The sequence below is a fragment of the Rhodococcus sp. NPDC058505 genome (assembly GCF_042720095.1).
Taxonomy (GTDB): domain Bacteria; phylum Actinomycetota; class Actinomycetes; order Mycobacteriales; family Mycobacteriaceae; genus Rhodococcus_G.
The window spans coordinates 1-21,771 of the sequence record NZ_JBHXNB010000029.1 but is presented as its reverse complement, the minus strand read 5'-3'; the positions used below and the strand labels follow the sequence as shown (position 1 = coordinate 21,771).

Below are 21,771 nucleotides of genomic sequence, written 5' to 3'. Positions count from 1 at the left end.
TGCGTCAGTCCTCGGCTGCGGGCTTCTTCGCTGGCGCCTTCTTGGCGGCGGCCTTCTTCGCCGGAGCCTTCTTCGCCGCCGTCTTCTTCGCCGCCGTCTTCTTCGCTGGCGCCTTCTTCGCGGCGGCCTTCTTCTTCACCGGTCCGCGAGCACGCCTGTCCGCCAGCAGTTCCGAAGCGCGCTCGTCGGTGATGGTCTCCACCTCGTCGCCCTTGCGCAGGCTGGCGTTGGTCTCACCGTCGGTGACATAGGGGCCGAAGCGGCCGTCCTTGATCACCATCGGCTTGTCCGTCGCCGAGTCGTTGCCGAGCTCGCGCAGCGGCGGCGTCGCGGCACCCTGCCGTCCCCGCCGCTTCGGCTCGGCGTAGATCTTCAGCGCCTCCTCAAGGGTGACGGTGAACATCTGCTCCTCGGTCGCCAGCGACCGGGAATCGGTGCCCTTCTTCAGATACGGGCCGTATCGGCCGTTCTGCGCGGTGATCTCGTCCTTCGACTCGGGGTCGACGCCGACGACCCGCGGCAGCGACAGCAGACGCAGCGCGTCCTCCAGGGTCACGGTCGCGACGTCCATCGACTTGAGCAGCGATCCGGTCCGCGGCTTCGGGCCCGTCGCCTTCTTGGCTGCCTTCTTCGCCACCTTCTTCGCGGGCGCCTTCGTCGCGACGGCGGCGGTGCCGCCCGATGATGCGGCGGCGGTGCCGCCCGATGATGCGGCGGCGGTGCCGCCCGATGATGCAGCGGCGGCCTCCCCGGTGTCGGCGGGCACCGGAACGATGTCCGGTTCCGGCGTCGGTTCGGGCTCGGGTTCCGGCAGGATCTCGGTGACGTAGGGGCCGAAGCGGCCTTCCTTCGCGACGATCTCGTGTCCGGTCAGCGGGTCGACCCCGAGCTTGCGGCCGTCCTGCGGGGTCGCGAACAGCTTCTCCGCGTACTCCCGGGTGAGCTCGTCGGGCGGCAGGTCATCGGGCAGGTTCGCCCGCTGCGAGATCGGATCACCGTCGGGGTCGTCCGGGTTGACGACCATCCGTTCCAGGTACGGGCCGAATCTGCCGACCCGCACGTGCACCTCGCGGCCCTCGGCATCGTCGAACAGGCGGATCGAATTCACCTCGCGGGCGTCGATGCCCTCGAGGTTCTCACCGACCATCTTCTTCAGTCCACCGGCCCGGGCAACCGAACCCTCCGGCCCCTCGTCGCCACCGAAGTAGAAGCCGGACAACCAGTTTCCGCGCTGTTCGCGACCCCCGGCGATCTCGTCGAGGTCGTCCTCCATTGCGGCAGTGAAGTCGAAGTCGACGAGCCTGCCGAAGTGCGCCTCGAGCAGGCCGATCACCGCGAACGCCACCCACGACGGGACCAGCGCGCTGCCCCGCTTGTATACGTAGCCGCGGTCCAGAATCGTCTTGATGATCGACGAGTAGGTCGAGGGCCTGCCGATGCCGAGTTCCTCGAGCGTCTTGATCAGGCTGGCCTCGGTGAACCTGGCGGGCGGGTTGGTCGCGTGCCCGTCCGGGTCCAGCTTGGTGGCCGTGACGCCCTGGCCCGCGACCAGCACCGGCAGCCGGGACTCGGCGTCGTCGGACTGGCCGCCGGCCTCCTCGTCGACGGATTCGACGTACGCCTTGAGGAATCCGGGGAAGGTGATGGTCCGGCCGGACGCCGAGAAGGTGCACTCCTCTCCGGTGCCCGCGGTGCCGGTGATCCGCAGCGTCAGGGTGGTGCCGCGGGCATCCTGCATCTGCGAGGCGACGGTGCGCTGCCAGATCAGCTCGTACAGCTTGAACTCGTCGGTGCCGAGCTGGCTATGCAGCTGGCCCGGCGTCGCGAACACGTCACCGGCGGGCCGGATCGCCTCGTGCGCCTCCTGCGCGTTCTTCACCTTGCGGGTGTACTGCCGCGGCGACGGGCTGACGTACTCGGCGCCGTACAGCTCGGTGGCCTGCGCGCGGGCCGCGTTGATCGCCGACTCGGACAGGGTCGTCGAGTCGGTACGCATGTAGGTGATGTGGCCGTTCTCGTACAGCCGCTGCGCGGTGCGCATGGTCCGCTCCGACGAGAAGCGGAGCTTGCGGGCCGCCTCCTGCTGCAGCGTCGACGTCATGAACGGCGCGTACGGCTTGCGGGTGTACGGCTTGTCCTCGGCGGACGCCACGGTCAGGTCGACGCCGTGCAGTGCCTCCGCGAGGGTCCGCGCGGCGGCCTCGTTCAGCACCGTCACACCCGTCGACTTGAGCGCGCCGTCGGCACCGAAGTCGCGTCCGGTGGCGACACGGTTGCCGTCGACCGCGACCAGCCGGGCGCCGAAGGCCCGCGGGCTGGCGGACGCGCCCGCGTCGAGGGTGGCGGCGATGTCCCAGTACTCGGCGGAGTTGAACGCCATGCGCTCGCGTTCGCGCTGCACGATGACGCGGGTCGCCACCGACTGCACGCGGCCCGCCGACAGCTTCGGCATGACCTTCTTCCACAGCACCGGGCTGACCTCGTAGCCGTACAGCCGATCCAGGATGCGGCGGGTCTCCTGCGCGTCGACCAGGTCCTGGTCGAGGTCGCGGGTGTCCTCGGCCGCGGCGAGAATCGCGGGCTTGGTGATCTCGTGGAAGACCATCCGGCGGACCGGGATCTTCGGCTTGAGAGTCTCAAGGAGGTGCCAGGCGATGGCCTCGCCCTCCCGGTCGGGGTCGGTCGCGAGGAAGAGTTCGTCGGCGTCTTTGAGGAGACCCTTGAGCTCGGTGACCTTCGACTTCTTGTCGGGGCTGACGACGTACAGGGGCTCGAAGTCGTGGTCGACGTTGACGCCGAGCCGCGCCCAGGATTCGCCCTTGAACTTCGCGGGCACGTCCGCCGCGCCGCGGGGCAGGTCGCGGATGTGCCCGACCGACGCCTCGACGACATAGTCCTTACCCAGGTAAGGGGCGATTTTACGGGCCTTCGTCGGCGACTCGACGATCACGAGCCGACGCCTCCGGCCGGCAGCGGTGGTGGTGTCCCCCGCCGTGTCCTTGTCCCGAGTTGCCACGTCCCTGCCTGCACCTTTCTCGACCTGTACTTCGAGCGTTCACCCGGCTACCAGGGTGACACATCGCGGATCAATCCTCGCAGATCAGATCCGCGACGACCGTTTTACACCCGGGGCCACGCCGCCGACGCCGCCGCCCCGGGTGGTGGCCCGCCGATGTTCTCGAGTAGCCGGGTGAGGCGCCGGTGGCCGACGATGCGCAGGCCCGGGGTTGCGCCGCGGGTCCCGAACAGCGTCGGCGCGATACCCGCGCGCATCAGCGACTGGGCAAGGATCGGGTGGGTGTCGGGGGCCCGCGGATCGAGCCCGAGGACGAACCGGTCGCCGTCGTTCTCCGCGTGCCCCGCGGCGAGCGCCCACGCGCGGAGGGCGCGGGGCCCCGGCACCCATCCGGGTGGCACCGACTTGACCGCACCCCGCGTCCAGCGGACGGCCAGCACCGCGAGGTCGGGGACGGACGCGGTCCGGACCAGCGGGCTGCCCTCGTCCGAATGGGTGAGTTCGGCGACCAGGCCCGCGTCCTCGATCATCTCGGCCACGGCCGCGGCCCGCCACTCGGAGTCGACGACCACCGAGAGCCTGGCCCGGTCCGCGGCGGCCACGATCTGCCCGGGGCCTGCGAGGAGGCCGTCGAGGTCGGACACCTCGGGGGGCACCGTCTCCGCGGAGAAGAACGACAGCTGGTTCACATCTGGGACAGTAATCCCGTCCAGCACGGTTTTTCAGCGCACGCGACGCGCGGCGGTCGCGGGCGCCCGCGAACACGACTCGTCCCCCGGCACCGTACGGTGGCGGGGGACGAGAGATTCGTACCTGGTTACAGGCGAATCAGATGGCGCGAACGCCGGTGGCCTGCGGGCCCTTGGTGCCCTGGCCGACCTCGAACTCGACGCGCTGGTTCTCCTCGAGGGTGCGGAAGCCGCTGCCCTGGATCTCGGAGTAGTGGACGAAGACGTCAGCGGAGCCATCCTCGGGTGCGATGAAGCCGAAGCCCTTCTCCGCGTTGAACCACTTCACAGTGCCCTGTGCCATGCTTTTCCTTCTCTTTCTAACACCGGATGCGGCGGACGGCGCTCACAGCCCGCCGGGCCGGTTCCGACCGCTGTACCGCTGATTTCCCCCTCAGGAAAAGCATCGAGCACCGCGCTCGCAACATCGTCCTGCGAGCGCGTACACGAACACAGAAGCTGCGACCGCGTGTTAGTCAACCACGCTTCTCCCGACTGCAACAGTCGAAAATCCATAAAGAAATGATCTTGTTGCCTTCTACCGGCTGGTAACCGCAGCTCAGCGCCACCGACGTACCGAAGACGGGCCTCGATGCCCGCGCGAATCGGCGCCAACAGTAGCATCAAAACCCCAGGTCGGACAGTGCGATCTGGTCAACACAGAACTCGGAGATCACGCAGTGGGCGAGAGCTACGGACGTCAACTCCTCGATCGAGTCCTCGCCGGAACCACGGCCAACGACGACCCCCTCACCCATGTTGCCGACCTGCCCGCCCGCGAATCCCGGCGCGCCGACTGGCCGGACTGGGCGAACCCGCGGGTGGTGTCGGCATTTGGCGCGATCGGCATCCCGAAACCGTGGACCCATCAGGCGCGGGCAGCGAGCCTCGCCGCCGCGGGCAGCAACGTGGTCGTCGCCACCGGAACCGCGTCCGGAAAGTCCCTCGCCTACCAGCTCCCGGTGCTGACCGCACTCGCCGACGACCCGAGGGCCACGGCGCTGTACCTGGCGCCGACGAAGGCCCTCGGCGCCGACCAGATCCGCGCCGTCATCGCCCTGTGCGACGAGGCCGACGAACTCGCCGACGTCCACCCCGCCGCGTTCGACGGTGACACCCCGCAGGAGGTACGCCACTGGGTGCGGGCCAACTCGCGGTGGGTGTTCACCAACCCCGACATGCTGCACGTCGGCATGCTCCGCTCGCATCAGCGGTGGTCGCACTTCTTCCGCAGGCTTCGCTACGTGGTGATCGACGAGTGCCACTCCTACCGGGGCGTGTTCGGTTCCAACGTGGCGCTGGTGCTGCGCAGGCTGCGCCGCATCGCCCGCCGGTACGCCGCCGACCCGGTGTTCATCCTGGCCAGCGCCACCACCGCCGATCCAGCGGCCGCGGCCACCCGGCTGATCGGCGCCCCCTGCGAGGAGGTCGTCGACGACGGCTCCCCGCACGGCCCCCGGACCGTCGCCCTGTGGGAGCCACCACTGCTCGAGGACGTCACCGGGGAGAACGGCGCCCCCGTGCGGCGCGCCGCGAGCAGCGAGGCGGCCCGGATCATGGCCGACCTGATGATCGAGGGTGCCCGGACGCTGACCTTCCTCCGTTCCCGCCGGGGTGCGGAATTGACCGCCATCGGCGCCCGGCGCCACCTCGCCGAGGTCGACCCCGACCTGGCCGGCCGGGTTGCGGCCTACCGGGCCGGTTACCTGGCCGAGGACCGACGCGAGCTCGAGTCGGCGCTCGCCGACGGCACCCTGCTCGGCGTCGCGACCACCAACGCACTGGAACTGGGCGTGGACATCGCCGGGCTGGACGCGGTCGTGGTGGCGGGATTCCCCGGTACCGTCGCCTCGTTTTGGCAGCAGGCCGGTCGGTCCGGTCGCCGGGGTGAAGGATCCCTGGTGGTGCTGGTCGCCCGCGACGACCCGCTCGACACCTACCTCGTGCACCACCCGGCCGCGTTGCTGGACAGGCCGGTCGAGGCCACCGTCACCGATCCGAGCAACCCCTACGTGCTGGGTCCTCAGCTCCTCTGCGCGGCGATGGAGCTTCCGCTCAGCGACAGCGAGGTGGCCGAGTTCGGCGCCCTTGACCTGCTGACCGGGCTGGCCGCACAGGGCCTGATCCGGCGGCGCGCGCACGGCTGGTTCGTCACCGCCGAATCCCACCCGCACGCGGCGGTGGACATCCGCGGCGGCGTCGGGCATCAGGTGGCGATCGTCGACGCCGACTCGGGGCGCCTGCTCGGCACCGTCGACGGCGGACGTGCACCGGCCACCACCCACCCCGGCGCCGTCTACCTGCACCAGGGCGAATCGTTCGTCGTCGACACCCTCGACCTCGACGAGGGCCTCGCGCTGGTCCATCCCGAGACACCCGAATGGACCACATCGGCGCGCGAGAACACCGATATCACCATCACCGGTGTCCTCGACCAGGCCGACCACGGACCGGTCACCGTCGCGCTGGTCGAGGTCGAGGTCACCCACCAGGTGGTCGGCTACCTGCGCCGGTTGCCGTCCGGCGAGGTGCTCGACGCGGTGGAGCTGACGATGCCCGAGCAGACCCTCCCGACCCGCGCCGTGATGTACACGGTCACCCCGGACCTGCTTGAGTCGGCGGGCATCACCGCCGACCGGTTCCCCGGTGCCCTGCACGCCGCCGAGCACGCGGCGATCGGACTGCTGCCGCTGGTCGCGACCTGCGACCGCGGCGACATCGGTGGCGTGTCGACGGCGCTGCACGCCGACACCGGGCTGCCGACGGTGTTCGTCTACGACGGGCATCCCGGCGGTGCCGGCTTCGCGGACCGCGGGCACGCCCGACTGCGGGACTGGTTGACGGCGACCCGCGACGCGATCGATGCCTGCGAGTGCGTCGCGGGCTGCCCGTCGTGTGTGCAGTCGCCCAAGTGCGGCAACGGCAACAACCCCCTCGACAAGCCCGGCGCCGTCGCCCTGCTCACCGTCGTCCTGGGCACCCTCCCCCGCTGACCGCCCCTAGGCTCACCCCGAGGGGTTAGACGAGGTCGTTGCGCTGCAGCCAGCGCAGGGTGGGCCAGCCGATGACGACGGGCAGCCAGCAGGTGAGCACCCGGTACAGCAGCACCGCGGGGACCGCGATCGAGGCGGGGACACCGAACGCGGCGAGGCCACCGATCAGCGCCGCCTCCACGGCACCGACGCCGCCGGGGGTGGGCGCCGCGGAGGCGAGGGTGCCACCGATCATCGTCACGATCGTGACGGTGACGAACGCGACGGAGCCCCCGAAGGCCTCCACGCTCGCCCACAACGCGAGGGCCGCGCCGAGCGTGGTTGCCGCGCAGCCGCCGACAATGATCAGGAACCGGCCGGGATCACGCGCCAGGTCCACGAGCTCGGCCGTCAGGTCCGCGATCTGCGGGCGCAGATCCTCGCTCAGCCAGCGCCGCAGCTTCGGGACCACCATGAACGCGCCGACGACCCCGAGCAGCACACCGGCGATCAGGTAGACGATCGTGGCGCTGGGAATGAAGTGCGACAGGTCCGCGCTCTTGCCCGCGGCGACACTGAACACGATCAGCAGCCCGATGTGGGTGACCACCTGCACGGTCTGCTGCAGGGCGACCGCCGCGGTGGCTCGGACGCCGCCGAGGCCGTTGTGCTGCAGGAACCGCACGCTCAGTGCGAGTCCCCCGACCCCGGCCGGGGTGGTGGTGGCCGCGAAGGTGTTCGCGAACTGCATGACGGTCAGGTGCCGGAAGTTCACCGACTCGGACGCGCACGCCCACAGCGCGGCGGCCGCCCCGACGTAGGTGAGCCCGGACACCGCCAACCCGAGCAGCACCCACCACCAGATCACCGACCCCATCTCGGTCAGGAAGGTCGGAACCTGACTGACGAACGGGTACGCGACGTAAACCAGACCGATCAGCAGCGCGAGCTGGATGAGCTGGTTCCTGGAGAAGCGGGTGACCTGCTCGTTCCGGATCACCTCGGTGTCCGTCCTGGCCCGGACCTCGGCGCGGGTCGCCGCCATCAGCGCGCCGGGATCGCGGACCACCCGCCGGATCCGATTCGGGGTCGCGGTCCGCGTCAACCGCCCGGACGCGGCGATCACCCGGTCGGCCCCGACGGTGTCGACGGCCGCGGACACGGCCCGCTCGACTCCGTACAGGTCGGCGGTCACCAGCAGCAGCTGCGCGACGTCAGCGAGCAGCAGCGAATCGGACGCCCCCACCTCCGTGCGCGCGAACCCGTCGAACAGGGCGGCGTCGTCGTCGATGCGGATGTTCTCGGGGCGCAGGTCTCCGTGCGACATCTGATGCGCGTGCAGTCGGTTCAGCCCCTCCCACGCCGCGGCGAGATGACCGAGGTCGTACCTGTCGAGCGGCACCCCCCGAGAGGTGGTGTGCGCGTACATCATCCACCCCCGGTCCAGGACCGCTACCGCGATCGGGACGTTGGCGGCCAGATCGAGCGCGCCGAACGCCGTTGCCATCAGCGCCCGGTGCTCCACGGCACGACGCAGCGACGCAAACGGGGGCAGTGTCTCGGAACTGCGGAGGGTCAGCCAACGGCCCGCCTGCCGGACGACGCCCTCGGTGCGCTGATGCTGCCCGAACAGGTCGAGGATCAGCGTCGTCTCGGTCACGGCGGGCGCCTCGCCGCCGGACGACTCGGTGTCGGCGGGGTGCTCCGCTGGCGGGAAGGGCCCGTCCCCGACGCCTGCTCCGGGCTCCAGGCGGCAGCGGGCGGCAAGCACAAGCGGGCCCGGACCGGCGGGGCTGAGGACGGTCAACTCCTGCACGCCGCGGCCGCGCCGGCCGAGCACCCGCAACGCGAGGTCGACGGGCACCTCCAGTGCCGGGGTTCCGACGAACAGCACCACCAGCGCCCCGACGAACCACCCGGCGGTCAGCCCGAGCATGGCGCGGGCCGGGACCGTCGCACTGACGAACAGGTGGATCGGGACGAAGGCGAGGAGCAGTACCCACCACAGCCGACGCCACCGGCGCGGCAACCACGGGCCACACACCGTCAACACCGCGGCGAGCATCGCGATCCATCGCGAGTCGTCAAGGAACTGGGATAGGAAGGTGTCCCGGTGTTCGCTCAGGTCGAGGTGCCATTGGGGTGCGGCGATCCCGTCCCCGGTGATCGACAGTGCGACCCCGGCAAGCAGCGCCGCTGCGGCATAACCGGCGAAGAGCTTCCACCGCCGACCGAACACGATGCCGACCAGGATCGCGAATGGCAACGCAAGGATCGCGACGCCGTACAGGGAGTAGACGCGGTTGGACAGTTCCGGGGAGGCACCACCGATGAGGTCGGAGATCGAGTTCTCCAGCGACTCCCACCGCCCGCGGGTCAGGTACGACACCACCACCACCGCCACGACGGCCAGCCCGGACAGCACCACCCGCAGCTGGTCGCTGGTCCGCCGTCGCAGCGGCTGCAGCAGCCTGCCGTGAACCGGGACCTCCCGTCCGTCGACTCTCATACCGCGCTACCCGGCACGGGCCCGCAGTCGCGGTGCGGGACGATACGTCTTGATCACACCGGGAATCCTGCCATTGCCGCTCTCGGGCGCCGACAAGGATCTGTGCGTGTTGCCGATCGGTCGCTGCGGACCGCGCCCGAAGTCAGCCGGGACCGGCCCGGGCCGCCGCGGTCGCCGCCCCCGTCCCGACCGGCACCGGGACGGTGACGGTCAGGATGGCGTCCCAGCCCTCGAAGCGGCAGTCCCGCACCACCCCGCCCATCCGCCCGGCAAGGTCCCTGGCTGCCGCGCAGGCGCCGGTCTCGCCGAGCTCGACCGAGGTCGCCGCCGCCAGCGCCCCGAGGTCGGCGGCCGCCTGCGCCCGGTGCCGGGCCACCACCGCCGAACCGACATGCCCGACCGCGACGACGACCGCGACAAGCGCCAGCATCACAAAGCAGGACAGGACGCTCGCCGAGCCCCGCTCGTCCTTCATCCCGGCCCCTCCGCGGGCGCGGACTCCTCCAGCACCGCGACCGCCTCCGCCGACACCTCAAGCGCGGGCAGCAGCGCGGCGTCCACCCGAACACGAACCGTCACCAGACCGCCCGCCTCCTGCAGGTCGATGCGGGCCCCCGCTGGCGCCACCCGGCGCGCAACCGGAACCGCCCGGTCCCGGTCGCCACGCGCCGCCAACCGCGCCGCCTCCCGCGCGGCGTCGATGCAGCGCACCTGCGCGGTCACCGCGAGCACCGCTGCGACACAGAGCATCACGACCACCACGATCGCTGACAGGGCGATCGCCGCCTCGACCGTGACCGCACCCCGATCGTCGAGCACCGGGGTGCGGGCGCGGGTCACACCGAGGTGCTGAGCGCCTTGTCGATGATGCCGGTCAGAGCGGAGACGATGCTGTCGCCGGTGACGACGGTGTACAGCACCGCACCGAACGCCGCTGCGGCGATCGTCCCGATCGCGTACTCCGCTGTCGACATGCCGTCGTCCGCGACCATCGCGATCGTCAGCCTCGACCGCAACTGACGAGCCCCCGCGCGAATCGTGCGTAATCCGTTGTTCGACACGATATTCCCCCTTGATCTGCGCCACGGCCCTTCCGCGGCGACATCCATGTGCGGTCACAGCAGGCCCCCGTCCAGGACACCGGCAGCGAGGCCGATCACGACCGGCGCGATGCCCAGGCACAGAAATGCGGGAAGGAAACACAGGCCGAGCGGCCCACTGATCAGCACTCCGGCTCGCTCGGCCGCGGCGACCCCCCGGTCCTCGACGGCGGCACGCTGATCGGCGGCGAGCTCGGTCATTGCCTCCGCGAGCGCGGAACCCGAGCGAGCCGAGCGGCGGGCGATCCGCGACAGCGCCTCCACCTCGGGATGCGAATTCGCCTGCTGCCACGCGGTGTCGGGTTCGGCCCCGAGCGCGAGCAGGTTCGCGGCCCGACGCAGCGCGCCTGCGAGCGGTTCGGGGGCCCGTTCCGACACAGCGGACGCCGCGGCTGCGGTCGTCAACCCCGCCCGCATGCACGCCGCGAACAGGTCATGGCAGGCGGCGACCGCAAGCGGGTCCGGGGGTTCGACGACCGTGCGGTGGTGCGGCACCCGACGCGTGTCGCGGCACACCACCGACCGCACTCGCCGTCGGGCGACGGTCGGCCCCGGCGCAGCGAGCACCGCCAGCGCGAGAGCAAGCCCCGCGGCCGCGATCACGCCGACACCCGCTGGGTGATCCGGTCGGCCCAGGCAAGTCCACCGCACGCCAGGGCGGTGCCGACCACGAGGAGCGTCCCGCCGACACCACCGGACAGGAGCACCCGCACCGGTGCGGCACCCGTCATCTGCCCGAGCCCGACACCGAGCAGCGGAAGCCCGGCCAGCACCGCAGCGGTTGCCCGCGCACCCGCCAGCCCGGACTCGACCCTCGACCGAAATCTGATCCGTGCCACCAGATCCGACCGCGTCGCGTCGAGTAGATCGGCGAGCGCAATGCCGTGACGCTCGGCGATCCGCCAGGCGGCGGCGATGCGCTCGACGTCGGTCTCGATTCCCGCGTCCCGCCCCCTCTGCGCCCCCGCGACGAGCCCCTGCGCCGCACTGCCCCCGAGTCGCGCGGTCGCGGCGGCGGACCGGAAGGCCTCGGATGCCGCACCGGTCGACTCCTTGGCGGCGCCCAGGCATGCCGACTCGGGGTTGGCGCCCACCCGCAGATCAGCGACCGCCGCCTCGAGTCCCGCCAGCAGCGAGCGCGTCTGATCGTCGCGGCGCCGACGCCGACGCCCACGGCGGATTCGATGCACCAGCGTTGCCAGGACGATCCCAGCGGCCGCACCGGCCGTCGGCTCGACGAACGCCAGAGCCGCTGCCACAGCAGCGGCGAGTGCCGGGGCACTCCTGCGCAGCGCGCGGGGGGCCGATCCCGCGTCCCCGACCGGTCGACGCAGCCGGCGTCGGGCACCCGAGGCCGGCGCAACGAGCAGTGCGATCGCGCCGAGCATCAACGCCGCAGTCACCGCTCGGCCCTGCCCAGCAGGAGCCGCAGGTGGTCGGCGCCCGGGCCCCACCCCTCCGGGCGCCAGGCAGACACCACCACCACCTCGTTCCCAGGATCCCGTTCCAGCACTGCTATTTCGGCGACCTCGCGATGCCCGTTCGGGGCCCTGCGGCAGTGCAGGATCACCTGCACCGCGGCGGCGAGCTGGCTGTGCAGCGCGGCGCGGTCCATCCCGCCGAGGGCGGCGAGCGCCTCGAGCCGCGCGGGCACCTCCTCCGGCGAGTTCGCGTGCACCGTGCCCGCTCCGCCGTCATGGCCGGTGTTCAGCGCGGTCAACAGATCCACGACCTCCGCACCGCGCACCTCACCGACGACGATGCGATCGGGCCGCATCCGCAGCGCCTGCCGGACCAGATGCCGCACCGACACCTCCCCCATCCCTTCGACATTCGCGGGTCGGGCAACCAGCCGAACGACGTGCGGATGGCTCGGCGCCAGTTCGGCGGCGTCCTCGACACACACGATCCGCTCGCGCGGGGACACGGTTGCCAGCAACGCGGCGAGGAGGGTGGTCTTGCCCGCACCGGTGCCCCCGACCACGAGGAACGCCAACCGGGCAGCAATGATTCGACGCAGCAGGTCGTGAGATTCCGCGGTCAGGCTTCCGGATCGCCGCAGCATGTCGAGGCCCTGGGTCGCCGGCCTCAACACCCGCAGCGACAGGCAGGTCCCCGCCTGCGCCACCGGGGCCAGCACCGCGTGCAGACGGATCCCGAAGTTCGTGCCAGGGGTCCCCGGCAACCGGCCGTCGACCCAGGGCTGAGCGTCGTCGAGTCGGCGACCGGCCGCGAGTGCCAGGCGCTGCGCGAGTCGACGCACGGCCGCCTCGTCGGCGAACTCGAGGTCGGTGCGCTCCAGACCGCTGCCCCGGTCCACCCACACCTCGTCCGGAGCCGTCACCAGGACGTCCGACACGTTGCACTCGCCGAGCAGCGGCTCGAGGATCCCGGTTCCGGTCAGCTCGGTCTGCAGGGTCCGCATCGCGTCCAGCAGGTCGGTGTCGCCGAGCACCCCGGACGACTCCGCGCGGATCGCCGCCGCCACCGCAGCCGGGGTCGGTTCGTCGGACGTGTGAGCGAGCCGTTCGCGGACCCGCTCAAGGAGATCCGGGGACACCAACCCGCTCACGATGCGCCCCCCGCAGCCGAAACGAGGTCAAGCACGGACGTTGCGGCACGCCGCAGCGGGGATCGGCCGCGCAGCCGCAGTCCACCCTGTTCGAGCGTGACGTCCAGGCGCGGCTCCGGCCGGATCGCGGCAACGACGGGAACGCCGAGCAGCTCCTCGACCTCGGTACCACTCAGGCCCCCCGGCGACGGGCCCCGCACCACTGCAACAAGATTGGGATGCCGACCGCGGATTGCGGTGAGCAGCGCCTCGGCCGCGGCGACCGCACGAACCTGTGCGCCGACCACCACCACCAGGGCGTCGGCCAGGCTGACGACCGTCTCGGTGACCCCGCGCGAGTGGCGCGGCACATCGCACACCACCACGTCGCCGGCCGCCCGCCCAGCCTCGATGACGGCCCTCAGTGCCGCATCCCCCGGTTCCAGACGGTCGGGTCCGCGATCCCAGGACAGCACGGACACGCCGCCCCCGACGGAGGGCAGCGCGGCGTGCAGCGCCGACGCCGACACCGCGCCACCCTCGATGTGCAGCGACTGCCACCGCAGCCCGGGCCGGTGCTCGGCCCCGAGCAGCAGGTCGAGACCGCCGCCGAGGACATCGCAGTCAACGAGCAGGGAGCGACTGTCCGGGAATCGGGCGGCCCCGGTCAGGGCCACCGCGGCGGCCAACGTCGACGCACCCGCTCCGCCACGACCACCGATGACGGCGACGACCGGGCCGCTGCCGTCGCGTCCCTCGACCCGGCGGGCCAGTGCCGAAACCAGGTCGGCCTCGGCGGCGGGCAGGTCGAGCACCGATTGCGCACCGACCTCGGTCGCCACCCGCCAGTCGGGCAGATCGGGCGGCCCGGAGCAGACCAGGTGGATCCCGGCGCGCCGAGGCAACCCCGACCGCGCGCACTCCTTCGCCGACTCCCGGTCCACCACGATGTGCGCCGCACCGACCCACGCACCCCGCGGCACCACCGACCGGTGCTCGAGGACGTCGCGTCCGGCCGCGGCCCCGGCACGCCGAATGCCTGCGGCCAGTGCGTCGTCGACGGTGATCGCGAGCACGGGGGGCGCCCCGCTGCCGAGTGTGTCCATGCCATCGAGCCTGCGGTCGCCTGCGACGGACCGCCAGGGGGTGATGGCCGATTGTGGAGAACTTCGGGGCCTGTGGATAAACACGGCAGCCGAAACCGAAGAAGACCCCCGCCAGGGGGGGAGGAGGCGGGGGTCTTCGGAGTTCAGTCCCGGGGGGTCGGACTGAACACACCCGGATCAAGTCCCGGCGACTTGAATACTACACCCCGCGTAGTCGGAAATCGCAAGTTGAACTGGTCACATGTCCACCTCCGGCCGGGCCTGCCGCTCGACCGTCCTCCTGCCGGTCCGGCAACTACCCTGTAGCCGTGACGACGACCACGCGTGAGGCGCCAGGAACCCGGCGTGTCGCCGCCTTCTTCGACCTCGACAAGACCATCATCGCCAGGTCAAGCATCCTCGCGTTCAGCAGACCCTTCCTCGCTCAGGGCCTGATCAACCGACGCGCCGTCCTCAAGAGCACCTACGCACAGTTCCTGTTCCTGGTGTCCGGAGCGGACCGCGATCAGACCGAACGCATGCGGGTGCACCTCACCAACATGTGCGCGGGATGGGACGTCGACCAGGTACAGACGATCGTCGCCGAAACCCTGCACGACATCGTCGACCCGCTCGTGTTCGCCGAAGCCGCGGACCTGATCGCGGACCACAAGGCTCGCGGCCACGACGTGGTCGTTGTGTCGGCCTCGGGCGAGGAGGTGGTCGCGCCGATCGCCCGACTGCTCGGAGCGGACCTGTCGGCCGCGAGTCGGATGGCGGTGCGTGACGGGAAGTTCACCGGAGATCTCGAGTTCTACTGCTACGGCGAGGGCAAGGCCGAGGTGATTCGCGCCTTGGCAATCGCCCGCGGATACGACCTCGGCCGGTGCTACGCCTACTCCGACTCGTCAACCGACCTCCCGATGCTCACGGCGGTCGGCCACCCCACCGCCGTCAACCCCGACCGCAGTCTCCGTCGACACTCCATCGAAAACAGTTGGCCAGTACTGACTTTCTCGAACCCGGTGCCGATGCGCGCTCGGATTCCCGGGTCACCGACGGGGTCCGCGATCGCCACAGCCGCGGTCGGACTTGCCGCACTGGCGGCCGGCGCGTTGACGTACGGGGTACTACACCGACGCCGCTGACCGGCCCATCCTTTGGCATCGATCCAGGCATGACATAACCCTTGATGTGGGCGAGGTCACAGGGTACAAAGGAGTTACGGACGAACGGCAGGCCAGGATCGCATCGGAAGAGAAGAGGCGGTTCCCCCACCGGGAAATCCCAGCACGGACACCAGGCACCCACGCGGAGCGCAAGCCACTATAAGGGCAGAGTCGTTGTGGGCCTGCGTGACTCGGGCACACGCTGGCGAGAACCTTGCACAAGTTGCAGAGGCGAACCGGCGGTACTTGAGCCGACGCCGAGGCCGGAACACAGGCCAATTTGCACGCTTGGTAACCGGGTGGTCCGTGCTAGCGGGCGGCGAGGTCGGCGACAGTCGGCAGCGCCGCCCGCTTCGCGGTGCAGTCCGCGGCTGTTCGGAACAGCAGCGGCACCCACTGTCACGCAACCCGATTCAGCCTGACGCGGCCTCCGCGATGGAAAGCGCTTCCCGGGCACCGGCTTCGAGCGCGCCGCAGCACAGGATCACCCAGCCGCCGACCCCCTCGGCGGTACCCGATGCGAACCCGTCGGCCGCATCCCGATACGCCTGCTGCCGACGCAACCAACTGACCTCGGGAACACCGAGATTATGCGGGTCGAGCCCGGTGGAGACGGCCACCAACCGGGACGACGCACGCGCGACGACTCCATCCGCGGCACCGAACGGTCGAAGCGCCAGCAGTTCACCGTGCACAACCGCGGCGAGTACCGGCGCTGGCGCCGTCGTCCCGCCGGTCACGAGTTGGGCGAGCAGATCCAATCGCTCGCCGACGCCAGGTCCGGACCGGGGGCGCCCGAGGTCCGCGTCCCCGGCGACGAGCCCGGCGGCAGCGAGCAGGTGCAGCTTCGCCAACGCCTGCAGCGGCGCCCGCTGCCAGGTCGCGACGGTGGTCGTCAACGCGTCACCGTCCAGCGCTTGCGCGACCCGCAACGCACCGGTGAGCACCGGATCCCCCGCCTCACCTGCTCCGGGCAGTTCGGTGCTTCCGCCGTCGATCGAGGCCGACGCCCGGGCGGCCCGTACCGACGCCTCAGCGGCGGTGGTCGGCCATCCCCGCCGATTGCTCTTGTGCCGATGAACCTCACCGAGCGCGTCACGAGCCCGGTCGGCGGCGTCACGAACACCCGGCAGGTCGACCAGGGGCTGAAGAGGGTCGTTCACACCGGTCGACGCTACCCGTAGCGGCGCGGGCGGCGCCGTCAGGACGGGTCGAATGTGACCCGCCCGTCGGGATGCACCACCAGGCCGGGATTGTGCACGATCTCCCAGCGGTAGCCGTCGGGATCCGCGAAGTATCCGCTGTAGCCACCCCACGCGCGTCGGGCACCGTCAACCAGCAACGCCCCTCCCGCCTCGACTGCCGCGGTCAGAACCGCATCCACTTCCGTCTCGTCGGGGACGTTGTGACCGAGTGTGATCGCGGCCCGCGTACCACCGACGACCGGCGCTGCGGTCGGCCCCGCCTCCCGCGCCATCGCGTCGAGCGACCAGAACGCGAGCAGAACACCGCCACCGACCTGGAGGAACATCACCTCCCCCTCCACGAGAAGGGTGGCGTGCCACCCCAGGCCACCGACGTAGAAGTCCCGTGATCGAGCGACATCGGCGACCCCGAGCGTGAGGACATTCATGTGCTGATGCATGGCACCACCGAAGCATTCGCCAGGCAAGACCGCAGCCGACGCGCCGCCACTCGTCGCACGCGACCACCGCCGGTCGCGCCCGGGCGACCGGTCGCCGCAGGAACCGGGGTTGCAACCCGATGCAACGGTGCACCCATGAGGGGATGTGACTACCCTCACAACTGCGCCGATGAACGCATCACGACACTGAAACGAGGGTACGGGCGACATGACGAGCACCGCCGACACCAACGCCGCCGAGCACGGGGCCGAGATCTACCCGCCGAGCCCGGAGTTCGCCGCGCAGGCGAACGCAGGCCCGGAGTTGCAGGCGGCCGCGGATGCGGACCGGTTGACGTTCTGGGCCACCCAGGCTGAACGCTTGGACTGGGCAACGCCGTGGACGCAGGTCCTCGACTGGTCCGACGCCCCGGTCGCGAAGTGGTTTGTCGGCGGCACCCTGAACGTCGCCTACAACTGCGTCGACCGACACGTTCTCGCAGGCAACGGGGATCGGGTCGCGATCCACTTCGAGGGCGAGCCCGGCGACTCCCGGTCGTTGACCTACAACGACCTGCTCGCCGAGGTGTCGCGGGCGGCAAACACCTTCACCGAGTTGGGTCTGGTCGCCGGGGACCGCGTCGCGATCTACATGCCGATGATTCCCGAGGCGATCGTCACGATGCTCGCCTGCGCGCGACTGGGGCTGACGCACTCGGTGGTGTTCGCCGGATTCTCCGCGACCGCCCTGCGTTCCCGCGTCGATGATGCACAGGCGAAGCTCGTCGTCACCGTCGACGGGCAGTGGCGGCGCGGTCAGGCCGCACCACTGAAGCCGGCCGTCGACGAAGCGGTCGACGGGGCCGAATCGGTCGAGCACGTCCTGGTGGTCAAGCGGACCGGAATCGACGTCGACGTCGTCTCGGGCCGGGACCTGTGGTGGCACGAAACCGTCGACCGAGCCTCCGATCAGCACGAGGCGCAGCCCTTCGACGCGGAGCACCCGCTGTTCATCCTGTACACCTCCGGCACCACCGGGAAGCCGAAGGGCATCATCCATACGTCCGGCGGGTACCTGGCCCAGGCGTCCTACACACATCACAACGTGTTCGACCACAAGCCCGGCAAGGACGTGTACTGGTGCACCGCCGACATCGGGTGGGTCACCGGGCACTCCTACATCGTCTACGGCCCGCTGAGCAACGGCGTCACGCAGGTCGTGTACGAGGGGACGCCGAACTCCCCGAATGAGCACCGGCATTTCGACATCATCGAAAAGTACGGCGTCTCCATCTATTACACGGCCCCGACGCTGGTGCGGACATTCATGAAGTGGGGCCGGGAGATCCCCGACGCGCACGACCTCTCGAGCATCCGACTGCTCGGCAGCGTCGGTGAGCCGATCAACCCGGAGGCATGGCGATGGTTCCGCGACGTCATCGGCGCCGGTTCCGCCCCGATCGTCGACACCTGGTGGCAGACCGAGACCGGCGCCATCATGATCTCCCCGCTTCCCGGCGTCACCGCAACCAAGCCAGGCTCGGCGATGGCGCCGCTGCCGGGGATCTCCGCGAAGATCGTCGACGACGAGGCCCACCCCCTCGGCCCCGGGGGGAACGGCTACCTCGTCCTCGACCAGCCGTGGCCGTCGATGCTCCGCGGCATCTGGGGCGACATGGAGCGTTACCGGGACACCTACTGGTCCCGGTACGCCGCGGAGGGCTGGTACTTCGCAGGTGACGGCGCCAAGTACGACGACGACGGCGCCCTCTGGGTGCTCGGCCGTGTCGACGACGTGATGAACGTGTCCGGGCACCGGATCTCGACATCCGAGGTCGAATCCGCGTTGGTCGGGCATCACGCGGTCGCGGAGGCCGCTGTCGTCGGTGCCGCGGACGAGACCACCGGGCAGGGCATCGTCGCATTCGTGATCCTTCGCGAGGGTGCCGCGAATACCGGTGAGACGCTGATCGCCGAACTCCGAGCACAGGTGTCGACCGAGATTTCGCCGATCGCCAAGCCCCGCCAGATCACCGTGGTGCCCGAATTGCCGAAGACCCGGTCGGGGAAGATCATGCGACGCCTCCTCCGCGACGTCGCCGAGGGCCGCGACCTGGGGGACACCTCCACCCTCGTCGACCCGAAGGTGTTCGACGCCATTCGCGGCAAGTAGCAGGGAACCGCCCGAGTCCAGCGTCGAGGCCCCGCACCTATCCGGGTGCGGGGCCTCGACGCTACCGGTTCTCGCGCAAGCTCGACTCCAACTGCTCTATTGCCCAGGTGATCTCGTCGCGTTCGATGACCAGCGGCGGGGCAAGCCGTAGTGTCCCCTCGTGGGCGTCCTTGGCCAGCACCCGGCGGGACAGCAACCGCTCGCACACCTCCCGCGCGGGCGGTCCACCCGGCGTGAGATCCACCCCTGCCCACAGCCCCCGACCGCGCACACCCGCAACGGCACCAACAGGTAGCTGGGCGAGAAGCGAATGCAGATGGGCACCGAGTTCGGCGCTCCTCCTTTGGAACTCCCCGGTCTCGAGCATGCGCACCACTTCGGTGGCTACCGCGCAGGCCAGCGGATTCCCGCCGAACGTGCTGCCATGCTGACCCGGCCCGATCACGCTCATCACCGGCCAATCCGCGACGACCGCAGACACCGGAACGATCCCGCCACCCAACGCCTTTCCCAGGATGTAGAGGTCCGGGACGACACCCTCGTGGTCGCAGGCGAACGTGTCGCCGGTCCGGCCGAGCCCACTCTGGATCTCGTCCGCCGCCATCAGCAGGCCCTGCGCATCGCACAGTGCACGAACCTCGGTGAGATACCCCGGCGGCGGCACCCGCACTCCGGCCTCACCCTGGATCGGTTCAATCAATACGGCGACGGTGTTGGGCGTGACGGCCTGCTCGACCGCCGCGATGTCACCGTAGGGAACCGACACGAACCCACGCGGGTAGGGCCCGAATCCATCGCGGGCCGCGGGGTCGGTGGAGAATCCGACGATCGTCACGGTGCGGCCGTGGAAGTTCCCATCGAACGTGATGATCTCCGCCCGACCCGGCGGGACACCCTTCACCTCGTATCCCCACCGGCGAACCAGCTTGATAGCCGTTTCGACGGCTTCCGCACCCGTGTTCATCGGCAGGACCGCGTCCTTGTTGCACAGCCCGCTCACCGCGGCACAGAAGTCCGCAAACAGGGAATGCTGAAATGCTCTGCTGGTCAAAGTAAGTCGACCCAGTTGCCGTTGGGCGACCTCGACGAGCCGCGGGTGCCGGTGCCCGAAGTTCAGCGCCGAGTAGCCCGCGAGCAGATCCAGGTGGTCGACACCGTCGATGTCGCGCACCCAGGCGCCCTGCGCGGACTCAAGGACCACAGGGAGCGGACGGTAGTTGTGCGCACTGTGTCGCTCGGCGCGTTGCAACTCAGCGGACGTTCGAAGGGACCCGCTCATGGCTGCGCCCCGCGACTCCATCCGTCCAGTTGGAGTGTGCAGCAGCTGATTCCGCCGCCGGACTTGAGGAACTCGGACATGTCGATCGGCACGGGATCGAAGCCGCGACCACGCAGTCGCGCCGCGAGTGCCGTTGCCTGTGCACTCAGGACCACATTGTGTCCGTCGCTGACCAGGTTCAGACCCAACCAGCGAGCATCGTCCTCGGTGGCGATGACGGCGTCGGGGAACATAGCCCGGAGCAGTGCAAGGCTGCGTGGGTCAAACGCGGAGGGAAGGTAGGCAATCGTGTGATCATCGAGGACGCCCATCGCCGTGTTGAGGTGGTAGTACCGGGGGTCAACGAGGTGGAGGGTGGCGACTCGTCGACCAAGGTGCCACTCCGCCTCGGAGTGGGCGCGTTGGTCGGTGCGAAATCCGGTGCCGGCGAAGATCATGTCGCCCACGACAAGAAAGTCGCCGCCGCCTTCGTTGACGAAGCGGGACGGCGTCGGAGTCCGCAGTCCGTGCGACTCGAACCACCGCATCACATGCGCGGCCTCCGGTGCGCGGTGCTCGCTGCGATAGCGCGCACCCAGCGCGACACCATCGACGACAACGCCGCTGTCGGCCACGAACACCATGTCGGGCAGTCCCGGGACCGGATCGATGACATGCACGCGGTGCCCGAGGGCCCGATACGCCTCGACGAGACCATTCCACTGCTGTTCCGCAACGCTACGATCCACCGGCACAGTGGGGTCCATCCACTCGTTGATCCGGTATTCGACGTCGAAGTACGTTGGTGGACACATCAGAAAGTCACGCGTGGGCGGCATCAGCGGCGCCGTCCTGTTGGCAGACCTCGACGTCATCGTCATCTCGGACCCTCTCACGGCGGACGGTGACGTCAGTATCCGCGCCCAGCGCCGCTCCCGCCACTCAACGCGGCAATCCGGACAGCCTCCTAGCGCAGTGCACACGAGCGTTCGACACCGAACCCCGCCTGCGGGCGCCGCAGAATCCGTGTGCACACAGGTCCTGCCGCGTGCACACGAGAATTCGGCGCTCACCACCCCCGCGGACGTCGCATTCCCCGTGTGCACATACCTTCTGCAGCGCCCACACCGGTATTCGGCACTCAACGCCCCCGCGGACGCCGCATCCCCCCTGTGCACACCGCTTCTGCCTCGTGCACACGGGAGTTCGGCGCTGAATACCCGTGCGGATGCCGCATTTCCCATGTGCACACCTCGTCTGCGTGGTGCATGCCGGCGGTCGCGTGCGCCCCCGAGTCGAGGCCAGCAACACCCGTGCCGACCGGGCAGCGGTCGTGTGCACACAGGTCCTGCCGCGTGCACACCGGTATTCGGCGCGCAATCTGTCTGCGGACGCGGCAGCGGTCGTGTGCACATAGCTGATGCGTGCACGTGGAAGGGTTGCGACGCGCGCAGAGAGGTTCGGCGCGCACCGGACCGCGAGCGAGTGGCACCCCCCCGTGTGCACACGGCTTCTGCCGCGTGCACACCGGTGTTCGGCGCGCAATCTGTCTGCGGACGCGGCAGTGGGCGTGTGCACACCTGCGG

At 70.2% G+C, this 21,771-nt stretch carries 18 protein-coding genes; 3 read left to right on the top strand and 15 right to left on the bottom strand.

Annotated features, from left to right (window positions below; translation table 11 throughout):
- Positions 1-4 precede the first annotated feature (4 nt).
- The 3 genes from topA to ACFWPA_RS17570 all read right to left on the bottom strand — a co-directional run bounded on the left by topA (position 5) and on the right by ACFWPA_RS17570 (position 4,048).
- Positions 5-3,016, bottom strand: coding sequence for a type I DNA topoisomerase (gene topA, locus ACFWPA_RS17580; RefSeq protein WP_378507523.1), 3,012 nt, complete (start codon positions 3,014-3,016; stop codon positions 5-7).
- Between the two features lie 104 nt (positions 3,017-3,120).
- The gene (locus tag ACFWPA_RS17575) at positions 3,121-3,705 is read right to left on the bottom strand and encodes a hypothetical protein (protein ID WP_378507524.1); all 585 of its coding nucleotides are present in this window, start codon (positions 3,703-3,705) and stop codon (positions 3,121-3,123) included.
- A gap of 139 nt (positions 3,706-3,844) precedes the next feature.
- Entirely contained in the window at positions 3,845-4,048 is a 204-nt protein-coding gene (locus ACFWPA_RS17570; RefSeq protein WP_005515803.1) for a cold-shock protein, read from the bottom strand.
- 376 nt (positions 4,049-4,424) lie between these two features.
- On the opposite strand from ACFWPA_RS17570, the gene ACFWPA_RS17565 reads away from it, so the two are divergent.
- Positions 4,425-6,737, top strand: coding sequence for a DEAD/DEAH box helicase (locus ACFWPA_RS17565; RefSeq protein WP_378507525.1), 2,313 nt, complete (start codon positions 4,425-4,427; stop codon positions 6,735-6,737).
- A gap of 25 nt (positions 6,738-6,762) precedes the next feature.
- Here ACFWPA_RS17565 and ACFWPA_RS17560 read toward each other — a convergent pair whose 3' ends face one another.
- From ACFWPA_RS17560 to ssd, 8 genes are all read right to left on the bottom strand, one after another.
- The gene (locus tag ACFWPA_RS17560; protein WP_378507526.1) at positions 6,763-9,225 is read right to left on the bottom strand and encodes a lysylphosphatidylglycerol synthase domain-containing protein; all 2,463 of its coding nucleotides are present in this window, start codon (positions 9,223-9,225) and stop codon (positions 6,763-6,765) included.
- A 142-nt stretch (positions 9,226-9,367) separates the two neighbouring features.
- Positions 9,368-9,700 carry an Rv3654c family TadE-like protein gene (locus tag ACFWPA_RS17555; RefSeq protein ID WP_378507527.1) on the bottom strand — a complete coding sequence of 111 codons (333 nt, stop codon included), beginning with the start codon at positions 9,698-9,700 and terminating at the stop codon, positions 9,368-9,370.
- Positions 9,697-10,065 carry a TadE family type IV pilus minor pilin gene (locus ACFWPA_RS17550; protein WP_378571234.1) on the bottom strand — a complete coding sequence of 123 codons (369 nt, stop codon included), beginning with the start codon at positions 10,063-10,065 and terminating at the stop codon, positions 9,697-9,699. The genes ACFWPA_RS17555 and ACFWPA_RS17550 overlap by 4 nt, the downstream gene beginning before the upstream one ends.
- On the bottom strand, positions 10,062-10,217 hold the full coding sequence (locus ACFWPA_RS17545) for a DUF4244 domain-containing protein (protein WP_378507551.1): 156 nt from the start codon (positions 10,215-10,217) through the stop codon (positions 10,062-10,064). Before ACFWPA_RS17545 ends, ACFWPA_RS17550 begins: the two co-directional genes overlap by 4 nt.
- A 123-nt stretch (positions 10,218-10,340) precedes the next feature.
- Positions 10,341-10,928, bottom strand: coding sequence for a type II secretion system F family protein (locus ACFWPA_RS17540; RefSeq protein WP_378507529.1), 588 nt, complete (start codon positions 10,926-10,928; stop codon positions 10,341-10,343).
- Entirely contained in the window at positions 10,925-11,728 is an 804-nt protein-coding gene (locus ACFWPA_RS17535) for a type II secretion system F family protein (RefSeq protein ID WP_378507530.1), read from the bottom strand. Before ACFWPA_RS17535 ends, ACFWPA_RS17540 begins: the two co-directional genes overlap by 4 nt.
- Positions 11,725-12,897: a TadA family conjugal transfer-associated ATPase gene (locus ACFWPA_RS17530; RefSeq protein WP_378507531.1), complete on the bottom strand. Its 1,173-nt coding sequence runs from the start codon at positions 12,895-12,897 to the stop codon at positions 11,725-11,727. Before ACFWPA_RS17530 ends, ACFWPA_RS17535 begins: the two co-directional genes overlap by 4 nt.
- Complete coding sequence (gene ssd / locus ACFWPA_RS17525) at positions 12,894-13,982, bottom strand: septum site-determining protein Ssd (RefSeq protein ID WP_378571232.1); 1,089 nt, start codon at positions 13,980-13,982, stop codon at positions 12,894-12,896. Before ssd ends, ACFWPA_RS17530 begins: the two co-directional genes overlap by 4 nt.
- Before the next feature lie 308 nt (positions 13,983-14,290).
- On the opposite strand from ssd, the gene ACFWPA_RS17520 reads away from it, so the two are divergent.
- Entirely contained in the window at positions 14,291-15,109 is an 819-nt protein-coding gene (locus ACFWPA_RS17520; protein ID WP_378507533.1) for an HAD family hydrolase, read from the top strand.
- A 434-nt stretch (positions 15,110-15,543) separates the two neighbouring features.
- Here the strand turns inward: ACFWPA_RS17520 and ACFWPA_RS17515 are convergent, their stop codons facing one another.
- Both ACFWPA_RS17515 and ACFWPA_RS17510 read right to left on the bottom strand, forming a co-directional pair.
- Entirely contained in the window at positions 15,544-16,293 is a 750-nt protein-coding gene (locus ACFWPA_RS17515) for an oxidoreductase (protein ID WP_378507534.1), read from the bottom strand.
- A 38-nt stretch (positions 16,294-16,331) separates the two neighbouring features.
- Positions 16,332-16,775, bottom strand: coding sequence for a VOC family protein (locus ACFWPA_RS17510; RefSeq protein ID WP_378507535.1), 444 nt, complete (start codon positions 16,773-16,775; stop codon positions 16,332-16,334).
- Between the two features lie 208 nt (positions 16,776-16,983).
- On the opposite strand from ACFWPA_RS17510, the gene acs reads away from it, so the two are divergent.
- On the top strand, positions 16,984-18,927 hold the full coding sequence (gene acs / locus ACFWPA_RS17505; protein ID WP_378507536.1) for an acetate--CoA ligase: 1,944 nt from the start codon (positions 16,984-16,986) through the stop codon (positions 18,925-18,927).
- Between the two features lie 61 nt (positions 18,928-18,988).
- Here acs and rocD read toward each other — a convergent pair whose 3' ends face one another.
- Together rocD and ddaH are read right to left on the bottom strand one after the other, a co-directional pair.
- A complete protein-coding gene (rocD, locus tag ACFWPA_RS17500; RefSeq protein WP_378571229.1) occupies positions 18,989-20,206 on the bottom strand; it encodes an ornithine--oxo-acid transaminase in 1,218 nt (405 codons plus the stop codon).
- The gene (gene ddaH, locus ACFWPA_RS17495) at positions 20,203-21,066 is read right to left on the bottom strand and encodes a dimethylargininase (RefSeq protein ID WP_378507538.1); all 864 of its coding nucleotides are present in this window, start codon (positions 21,064-21,066) and stop codon (positions 20,203-20,205) included. The genes rocD and ddaH overlap by 4 nt, the downstream gene beginning before the upstream one ends.
- Positions 21,067-21,771 lie beyond the last annotated feature (705 nt).